This window comes from uncultured Bacteroides sp., assembly GCF_949298305.1.
GTDB lineage: Bacteria > Bacteroidota > Bacteroidia > Bacteroidales > Bacteroidaceae > Bacteroides.
Genome location: NZ_CASFWU010000127.1, coordinates 1 through 6160 on the forward strand (window position 1 = coordinate 1; position 6160 = coordinate 6160).

The window sequence follows — 6160 nt, forward strand, 5'->3', positions numbered from 1 at the left end:
GCATATTGCTTTTTTGAGAAGAAACCCGCCATTGATGTAAAGTTTATCAATGACGGGCAACTTACTATCTTTTAATTTTATATCGAACTCACGTTAGTTAAGAAGTTAAGGAGTTAAGCCAATACCTTTTTAAGAAAGGATGCCGACCATGCACTTAAGCTATTGGCTTTAACTCCCAAGCCCACCCTGGTGGGCGACAACTCCTTTTAAATCCTTTAACTCCTGCAAGTTTGGCTTCGCCGATTTTCAATTCGCATTTGCGAATTGAAAATCAACGAAGTTAAACTTGAGAATCTTAGAAAGCTTGCGTAACCGAGCCTTACTTCTTAGTCAACTTGTTAACCGATTCCACTTCACTACTTCAGAAACTTTAGATCCTTACATTTGCATTGGATATGCAGCTGTTGTGCATAACCGAGACACATTTACCACACCACAGCAACGTTCGCCGCTCGAATGATACAGACACTGACCAATATAAATCGAATTCACGTTAAAGTTAAAAACGATATGAAGAATTCACCGATAAGTATTGCCGACAAGATTCTGCTCAGAAAAAGAGCCTTGATTGAAACGGTCAATGATGAACTGAAGAACATAACACAGATGGAACACTCCAGACATCGTTCATTCAATAACTTTATAGCCAACTCTTTGTCGGCTATAGCAGCATACTGCTTTTTGAAAAGAAGCCCGCCATTGATGTAAACTTTGTCAATGACGGACAATTTGCTATTTTTTGATTTTATATCGAACTCACGCTACTTATTACTACCAACCATAACATCTGTAACTGAAAAAAGCGCTTACATGCTTTCGAAGCGCCCCAACTAAAACCACCAATTTCCACCATAAAAGATCAAACAAGAAAGAGGCAAAGCCTTATTAAGTTAAATATCCGTGTGACAAACCGAAAAACCTTGCGACAAATAAAGCAAATATCACTCTAATTATTTATCTTTGTTAGCCTAAAAGGGTTAGCATACATAAAAACCAAAAACAATGAAAGATTTCATCAAATTTACATTAGCAACCGTAACGGGAATCATTGTATCGAGCATCCTCCTGTTTTTTCTCAGCATCTTGGTATTGTTCAGCATGATTTCCTCCGCCGATACGGAAATTCAAGTGAAAGATAATTCCATCATGATGCTGGATTTTAAAGGTACCCTGATGGAAAGGAGCCAAGACAACCCGCTCAATCATTTATTGGGCGATGAATACAACACCTATGGCCTGGACAACATTCTGTCAGCCATCCGCAAAGCCAAAGAAAACGAAAAAATAAAAGGCATCTACCTGCAGGCCAATTTTTTGACTGCAGATTATCCTTCATTGGAGGCTATACGAAACGCCTTACAGGATTTCAAGACATCCGGCAAATTTATCGTTGCCTATGGAGACAACTATTCGCAAAACCTGTATTATCTGTCGAGTGTAGCCGATAAGGTCCTGCTCAACCCACAAGGTATGCTTGAATGGAAAGGTCTGGCAGCTGCTCCCGTTTTCTACAAAGACCTGCTTGAAAAAATCGGAGTAGAAATGCAAGTATTCAAAGTAGGCACTTACAAGTCGGCAGTAGAGCCCTTCATCTCCACAGAAATGAGCCCCGCCAACAGGGAACAAATGAATGCCTACCTGAACTCTACCTGGGAACAAATCACTAACGAAGTGGCTGCTTCGCGCCAAATTTCCACGGAATCACTGAACGCTGCCGCCGACCGTATGCTGATGTTCTATCCGGCTGAGGAAAGTGTAAAATGCGGTCTGGCAGACACCCTGATATACAAGAACGATGTACGCAACTATCTGAAAGGAATGGCAGGAATAGGTACAGACGATGACCTCCACGTACTTGGATTACAAGACATGATGAACATCCGCAAAAATGTCCCCAAAGACAAAAGCGGCAACATCGTAGCCGTCTATTACGCAGTAGGAGAGATTGTTGACTATGACGTTCAGACACCTATTGCAGGCGACGAACCTGTTATCAATTCATCTGAAGTAATCAACGACCTGCGCAACCTGAAGAATGATGAAGACGTGAAGGCCGTCGTGCTCCGTGTCAACTCACCGGGCGGAAGTGCTTACGGATCAGAACAAATCTGGTACGCAATCAGTGAATTGAAGAAAGAAAAACCGGTCATCGTCTCCATGGGCGACTACGCAGCATCGGGTGGCTACTACATCTCGTGCAATGCAGACAGTATAGTAGCAGAACCGACCACCGTGACCGGCTCTATCGGCATTTTTGGCATGTTCCCTAACGTGAAAGGGCTAACGGAGAAAATCGGACTGGACTTTGACGTGGTAAAAACAAATACGTATGCAGACTTCGGCATGATAGGCCGTCCCATGAACGAAGGAGAAAAAAGCCTGATGCAAATGCATGTCAACAAAGGATACGACTTGTTCCTTCAACGCTGTTCGGATGGACGCGGCATCAACAAAGAAGAACTGGACAAAATAGCCCAAGGACGCATCTGGACAGGAAGCATGGCCAAGGAGTTGGGATTGGTAGACGAACTGGGCGGACTGGACAAGGCGCTTGAGATAGCCGTGGCCAAAGCAGGCATAGAAGGCTATACGGTCATAAGTTACCCGAAAAAACAGACCTTCTTCGAAATGTTGACCAGTACAACTCCCGACAATTACATCAAGAGCAAACTGCTGAACGGCAAAATAGGAAACCTCTACAAACAGTTCAGCCTTCTGGAGAACTTCGAAAAATGTGAACGCCTTCAAGCACGCATCCCATTCGAGCTGAACATCCAGTAATTATAAAGTAAGAAAGCGGAATTATGTAGCCGGAAATTCCGCCAACCAACTCATAAAACATCGGTAATGGAGGAAAGTACAGTCCGCATACATCATTGGCTCACTCCCCTATCCTGGCTCTACGGCCTTGGGGTATGCCTACGCAACAAACTCTTTGACTGGGGATGGCTCAAGTCAAAGAGTTTTGACATACCTGTCATTTGCATAGGAAATCTCTCGGTTGGAGGTACCGGCAAGACTCCGCACACTGAATATCTAATCAGACTATTGCAAGGGAAAGGTTTGCACGTAGCCACACTGAGCCGCGGCTATAAACGGCACAGTAAAGGTTACGTATTAGCCAGCTCACAAAGCAATGCGGAACAGATTGGAGACGAGCCCTATCAGATGAAAAGCAAGTTTCCCGACATACAGGTGGCTGTAGACGAGAACCGCTGCCACGGCATCGGGCAACTTCTCCAACTGGACAATCCTCCAGTCGATGTCATCCTACTGGACGATGCCTTCCAACATAGACACGTAAAGGCCGGGTTGAATATCCTACTGACCGATTACAATCGGCTGTTTTGTGACGACACCCTGCTACCCGCAGGGAGGCTGCGTGAACCCGCTACAGCCAAAAGCCGCGCACAGATTGTTATTGTCACCAAATGTCCGGAGGACATCAAACCGATAGACTTCAACATCACTGCCAAACGTCTTCACCTTTATCCGTATCAACAGCTGTATTTTTCATCTATACGCTATGGCATGCTCGCTCCTGTGTTTCCACAAGAAGCCAACCAACGTAAGATGTTCTCTACACTGACCGGAAACGAACAAGTGCTTCTGCTCACAGGCATAGCTTCACCAGCTCCCCTTGTCAAAGAAATAAGACGCTATACACCCCATATCAGGCAGCTGACATTTGCCGACCATCATCAATTCAGCAATAGGGACATCAAGCATATTGAAGAAGAATTCCTACGACTTGAAGAATGGAACAGACTCATTATCACTACCGAAAAAGATGCTGTACGGCTAAAGTCTCATCCGGCACTAAACGAAGCCCTAAAGCCCTACATATACGTGCTTCCGATTGAAATTGAATTTCTGCAAAACCAACAACCTATATTTAACCAAAACATTATTGACCATGTTAGAACGTATTCAAGAAACTGCAGCCTATCTGAGAAATAGAATGCACACCCAACCCGAAACGGCAATCATTCTGGGTACCGGCCTTGGAAGCCTAGCGGGAGAAATCACCGAAAAGTACGAAATCAAATACGAGGAAATCCCCAACTTCCCTATTTCAACAGTAGAAGGCCATAGCGGCAAACTCATCTTCGGCAAGCTGGGCAACAAGGACATCATGGCCATGCAAGGACGCTTCCACTTCTACGAAGGCTACTCCATGAAAGAAGTAACTTTCCCCGTACGGGTAATGCGCGAACTGGGCATCAAAACATTGTTTGTCTCCAACGCCAGTGGTGGCACCAACCCGGCTTTCGAAATTGGCGACCTGATGATTATCACCGATCACATCAACTACTTCCCCGAACATCCGTTACGCGGCAAGAACATACCTTATGGTCCCCGTTTCCCGGACATGAGCGAAGCTTACGACAAAGAACTGATTCGTAAAGCCGATGCCATTGCCGCCGAAAAAGGAATAAAAGTGCAACACGGCGTCTATCTGGGTACTCAAGGACCTACGTTTGAAACACCTGCCGAATACAAACTGTTCCATATCATGGGAGCCGATGCTGTGGGCATGTCTACCGTCCCCGAAGTCATCGTAGCCAACCACTGCGGCATCAAAGTGTTCGGCGTATCAGTCATCACAGACTTGGGGGTTGAAGGTAAGATTGTGGAAGTGTCTCACGAAGAAGTACAGAAAGCAGCCGATGCCGCCCAGCCTCGTATGACAGAAATTATGCGCGAATTGATAAACCGTGCCTGACAAAGTAAATGAGAAGACTATCCAACCGCGTTGAATCCCAAAAGATTATAAGCGAAGCTAGTGTGGAATCATGCCCACCAATCATCAACAGTCACATTGGCTTATTTTTTAACTTACAACCATTAGACTATCAACTTACGAAACTGGAGTAAAATAAGGAAGAGATGAGAACAGAAATAGCAACCCTCGGTGAATTTGGCCTCATAGACCATCTCACCGAGGGCATAGAACCCCGAAATGAATCCACCCGTTACGGCATCGGCGACGATGCAGCCGTACTCTCCTACCCCTCGGACAAAGAAGTGCTGGTCACCACCGACCTCCTGCTCGAAGGCGTACACTTCGACCTGACCTATGTACCGTTAAAGCACTTGGGTTACAAAGCCGCCGTAGTCAACTTCTCCGACATTTACGCCATGAACGGCGTCCCCAAACAGATTACCGTCTCACTGGGAGTGTCCAAACGCTTTAGTATAGAAGACATGGAAGAACTCTACGCTGGCATCCGCCTGGCCTGCGAAGCCTATCACGTAGACATTGTGGGAGGAGACACCTGCTCATCCTACACGGGCCTTACCATCAGCATCACCTGCATCGGCGAAGGCGAAAAAGGAAGGACTGTCTATCGGAACGGTGCCAAAGAAACCGACCTGATATGTGTCAGTGGTGACCTGGGCGCAGCTTACATGGGCCTACAGCTGCTGGAACGCGAGAAAGCCGTACTGAAAGGGAGCGATAAAGACGTTCAGCCCGACTTTGCCGGCAAAGAATACCTCTTAGAGCGGCAGCTCAAGCCCGAAGCCCGCAAGGACATTGTAGAAAGATTGCGTGAAGCCGGCATTCAACCCACAGCCATGATGGACATATCCGATGGTCTCTCGTCCGAACTGATACACATCTGCTCACAAAGCAAAGTAGGATGCCGTGTCTACGAAGAACATATTCCCATCGACTATCAGACAGCCGTGATGGCCGAAGAGTTTAACATGAACCTGACCACCTGTGCCCTCAACGGCGGTGAAGACTACGAGCTGCTATTCACCGTACCCATAGCCGACCACGAAAAAATTTCCAATATGGAAGGCGTCAAACTGATAGGACACATTACACGCCCCGAACTGGGATGTGCCCTCATCACCCGGGACGGACAGGAATTTGAACTGAAAGCCCAAGGCTGGAACCCATTGAAAGATGGCGGCAACGCCACTGTTTCCCCTGAAGAGGATGATCTAGAAAAAAGAAATAACTAACATTTTTCAACCATAAAAAGCACTGATAATAAGCCGCATAGGTTTTCATCAGTGCTTTTTTACACCCTTCCCCCTTGCATATTCAAAAACTTTCACTACCTTTGCAACCGCAAACCTCAAGAGAGATGGTGTCATAGCTCAGTTGGTAGAGCAAAGGACTGAAAATCCTTGTGTCCCCGGTTCG

The 6160-nt window shown here is 46.2% G+C and carries 4 protein-coding genes and 1 pseudogene; all 5 read left to right on the forward strand.

Going from position 1 to position 6160, the window contains the following annotated elements:
* Positions 1–495 precede the first annotated feature (495 nt).
* Positions 496–743 (forward strand): annotated as a pseudogene (locus Q1Y74_RS13080) (transposase); the annotation flags it as partial.
* Between the two features lie 259 nt (positions 744–1002).
* Complete coding sequence (gene sppA, locus Q1Y74_RS13085) at positions 1003–2781, forward strand: signal peptide peptidase SppA (protein WP_300814743.1); 1779 nt, start codon at positions 1003–1005, stop codon at positions 2779–2781.
* Between the two features lie 66 nt (positions 2782–2847).
* Positions 2848–3960 (forward strand): tetraacyldisaccharide 4'-kinase, encoded by a 1113-nt coding sequence (gene lpxK, locus Q1Y74_RS13090; RefSeq protein ID WP_300814744.1) that lies wholly within the window; start codon positions 2848–2850, stop codon positions 3958–3960.
* Positions 3917–4726 carry a purine-nucleoside phosphorylase gene (locus Q1Y74_RS13095; RefSeq protein ID WP_300814745.1) on the forward strand — a complete coding sequence of 270 codons (810 nt, stop codon included), beginning with the start codon at positions 3917–3919 and terminating at the stop codon, positions 4724–4726. The genes lpxK and Q1Y74_RS13095 overlap by 44 nt, the downstream gene beginning before the upstream one ends.
* Positions 4727–4890: 164 nt before the next feature.
* Positions 4891–5976, forward strand: a complete 1086-nt coding sequence (gene thiL / locus Q1Y74_RS13100) for a thiamine-phosphate kinase (RefSeq protein WP_300814746.1) — start codon at positions 4891–4893, stop codon at positions 5974–5976.
* The last annotated feature ends 184 nt before the right edge of the window (positions 5977–6160 follow it).